General features: G+C 73.3%; 3 protein-coding genes. All 3 read left to right on the forward strand.

Features of this window, described 5'->3' with window-relative positions; translation table 11 throughout:
• Window positions 1-227: 227 nt before the first annotated feature.
• A complete protein-coding gene (locus ACQY7V_RS03345; RefSeq protein WP_154478296.1) occupies window positions 228-746 on the forward strand; it encodes a DoxX family membrane protein in 519 nt (172 codons plus the stop codon).
• Entirely contained in the window at window positions 743-2047 is a 1305-nt protein-coding gene (gene aroA / locus ACQY7V_RS03350) for a 3-phosphoshikimate 1-carboxyvinyltransferase (protein ID WP_428638909.1), read from the forward strand. The genes ACQY7V_RS03345 and aroA overlap by 4 nt, the downstream gene beginning before the upstream one ends.
• A partial coding sequence (gene rsgA / locus ACQY7V_RS03355) for a ribosome small subunit-dependent GTPase A (RefSeq protein WP_428638911.1) occupies window positions 2044-3160 on the forward strand: 1117 nt, incomplete at its 3' end. The genes aroA and rsgA, both read left to right, overlap by 4 nt.

Below are 3160 nucleotides of genomic sequence, written 5' to 3' on the forward strand. Positions count from 1 at the left end.
ATACTCTTCGCGGGCGAAGCGCTCCCGCAGCGCGCCGCGTTCGTCCCCGGGCGAGGCGCCCCCGCCCTGACCGATCTCCTCCATCGCGCTTCAGCCTAGCGCCCGTCCCGCAGCGGTTCACGATCGGTGATTCCCCCATGCCCCGTGAACGCTCCGGATCCTCCCCCTATTCCGCGCACGCGCGCGTTGTGGTCGACGAAACAGGCCGGGGGCTCGACAATGGAGGCATGAACATCCTGAGAGCCCTTGCGCGCCCGCTCCTGGCCGCCCCCTTCATCCACGACGGGATCTCCGCACTCCTCAAGCCCGCCGATCACGTCGCCAGGGCCTCCTTCGTCCTTCCGATCGCCGAGCGCATCGCCCCCGGGGCCGGACTCGAGGAAGAGGATCTTCGCCTGACGACCCGCGTTCTCGGGGCCGTGTCGCTCACGGCGGGCATCGCCCTCGCCACCGGTCGGGCCCCGCGGACCTCCGCGGCCCTCCTCGCCGGGATCGCTCTTCCCATGGCGCTCATCAACGCCCCCGTGTGGAGGGGCGAGGACCGCGAGGAGCGCATCGCCCTCGCCTCCGAACTCGCGCGCCGCCTCGCCCTCGTCGGCGGCCTGGCGATCGCCTCGACGGACCGCGTCGGAGAGCCCTCGGCCGCATGGAGGATGTCGAACCGGAAGGTGCAGCGCGAGCGCATCGCGGCGGCGCGCGAGATCGAGCGCCGCCGCTGCGCCCCGCGTGCGGATGCGGCTCGATGACGCCCTGGAAGGCACCGGCGTCCCAGGGCCCGATCCGCGCGACCGTGCGCCTGCCGGGCTCGAAGTCCCTGTCGGCGCGCGCCCTGCACCTCGCGGCGATCGCGAGCGGCCCCTCCCGCCTTCACGGCGTCCTCGACTCGCGCGACACGCGCCTCTTCGCCGCGGGCCTGGAAGCCCTGGGGGCCGCGCTCTCCCCCGTCGGCCGCGATCCGCTGAGCGTGACGCCCCTCGACGGCGAGCGCGAGGGGAGCGCGAGCATCGACTGCGGCCTCGCGGGCACGGTCATGCGCTTCCTTCCCCCCCTCGCCGCCCTCTCGGCGGCCCCGGCCCGCTTCGACGGGGACGGCGCCGCCCGTGAGCGCCCCCTCGCCCCCCTCCTCGCCGCCCTCGAGGACCTCGGGGCGCGCATCTCCTTCGAAGGCGCCCCCGGGCGCCTCCCCTTCACGATCCGAGGGCCGCTGCGCGTCCCGGAGTGCGGATGGGTCGAAGTGGACGCCGGGGAGTCCTCGCAGTTCCTCTCCGCCCTCCTCCTCACCGCTCCGCTGCTGGGCGCGCCCCTGGAGGTGCGCGCCCCCGGGCGCTTGGTCTCCGCGCCCCACATCGAGATGACCGTGGCCGCCCTCGTGCGCCGCGGGTGCCGGATCGAGAGGATCGCCGCCGAACCGCACTCCGCCTGGCGCGTCGAACCGGGCCGGCCCGCCCCCCTTGACGAGGTCATCGAGCCGGATCTGTCGAACGCCGGGCCCTTCCTCGCTGCGGCGATGGTCTGCGGAGGCGAAGTGAGGATTCCCGACTGGCCCGAAGCGACGACGCAGGCGGGCGACGCCTGGAGGCGCATCCTCACCGCGATGGGGGCGCGCTGCGAGCGCGAGGGGGCCGACCTCGTCCTGCACGGCCCACAAGCTTGCGCCTTGACGGGGATCGACATCGACATGTCCGACATCGGGGAGCTCGCGCCTTCGCTGGCGGCGATCTGCGCCTGCGCGCGGACCCCCTCGCGACTGCGGGGCATCGCCCACCTGCGCGGCCACGAGACCGACCGCCTCAGGGCACTCGCAAGCGGATTGCGCGCCGCGGGCGCGCGGGTCGTCGAGCACGACGACGGACTCGAGATCGACCCCCGCCCCTTGAGGCCCGCCGCGCACCGCGCGTGGGGCGATCACCGGATGGCGACCTTCGCCGCGATCCTCGGTCTTCGCGCTCCGGGGACGACCCTCGACGACGTGGCGGCGACCTCGAAGACCCTCCCCGATTTCCCCGGGCTCTGGCGGGCGTGCGTGTCATCCGGGAGGAGCGCATGAGGCGCGATATCGGAACCGATGATCCGCGCGTCAAGGTCCGTGCGGGCAAGTCCTCGAGGCCGCGCACCAAGGTCCGTCCCGATTGGTCGCGCGAACCGCTCGCCCGCGTCATCGGCGTCGATCGCGGACGCTACACGCTCCGCCTCGAGCAGTCGGGGGTCCGCGTCTTCGCCGTCCGCGCGAAGGAGCTGCGCCGCGGTTCGGTCATCATGGGCGACCTCGTGCGCGTCACCGGCGATCTGTCGGGCCGCCACGACACCTTGGCCCGGATCGTCGCCGTCGAGGAGCGCGCCTCGGTCCTGCGCCGCTCCTTGGAGGACGCGCCCGACGCGAAGGGCGAGAAGGCGATCGTGGCGAACGCGGAGATCATGTGCATCGTCGTCGCCCTGGCGGATCCCCCGCCGCGCACGGGCATGATCGACCGCTGCCTCGTCGCGGCCTACGAGGCAGGCCTGGAGCCCCTGCTGTGCCTCACCAAGGCCGATCTCGCCTCCCCCGCAGAGCTCCTCGACGCCTATTCCCCCTTCGGCCTGCGCACCATCGTCACGCGTTCGGACGCGCCCGGGGAGGGGCTCGAGGACCTGCGCGGGGCTTTGAAGGACCGCTTCTCCGTCCTCGTCGGCCATTCGGGCGTGGGCAAGTCGACTCTCATCAATGCGCTGGTGCCGGAGGCGAATCGCGCCGTCGGGCACGTCAACGAGGTGACGGGCCGGGGGCGTCACACCTCGACCTCCTCGCAGGCCTTCGAGCTTCCCGAGGGCGGCTGGATCGTCGACACGCCCGGCGTCCGCTCCTTCGGCCTGGGCCACGTGGAGGTGTCGGACGTCCTCGGCGTCTTCCCGGAGGTCGATGAGGTGACGCAGTTCTGCCTCCCGCTGTGCTCCCACGCGGCCGACGCGCCGAGCTGCGCGATCGACGCCTGGATCCGCGGAGACGCCCCCTGCGCTGCGGCGGATCCCGGCGAGCGCGCGCGCAGGTCCGCCCTCGCGGCTTCGGCTCGGCGCCTCCTCGAGGCTCGGCTTCTCGATCATGTCGCGCACGCGCATGAGGCGCGGGTCATCCGTCTTGTCCCCCGCGACGATACCGTAGGACGAGACCTTCTCGTCCGGACAC

Origin of the sequence: Schaalia sp. (genome assembly GCF_050312375.1) — a bacterium.
Classification (GTDB): Bacteria; Actinomycetota; Actinomycetes; order Actinomycetales; family Actinomycetaceae; genus Pauljensenia; species Pauljensenia hyovaginalis.

Coding starts and splice junctions, on each gene's coding strand:
- ACQY7V_RS03345 (WP_154478296.1), top strand. CDS start 228: ATGAACATCCTGAGAGCCCTTGCGCGCCCGCTCCTGGCCGCCCCCTTC.
- aroA (WP_428638909.1), top strand. CDS start 743: ATGACGCCCTGGAAGGCACCGGCGTCCCAGGGCCCGATCCGCGCGACC.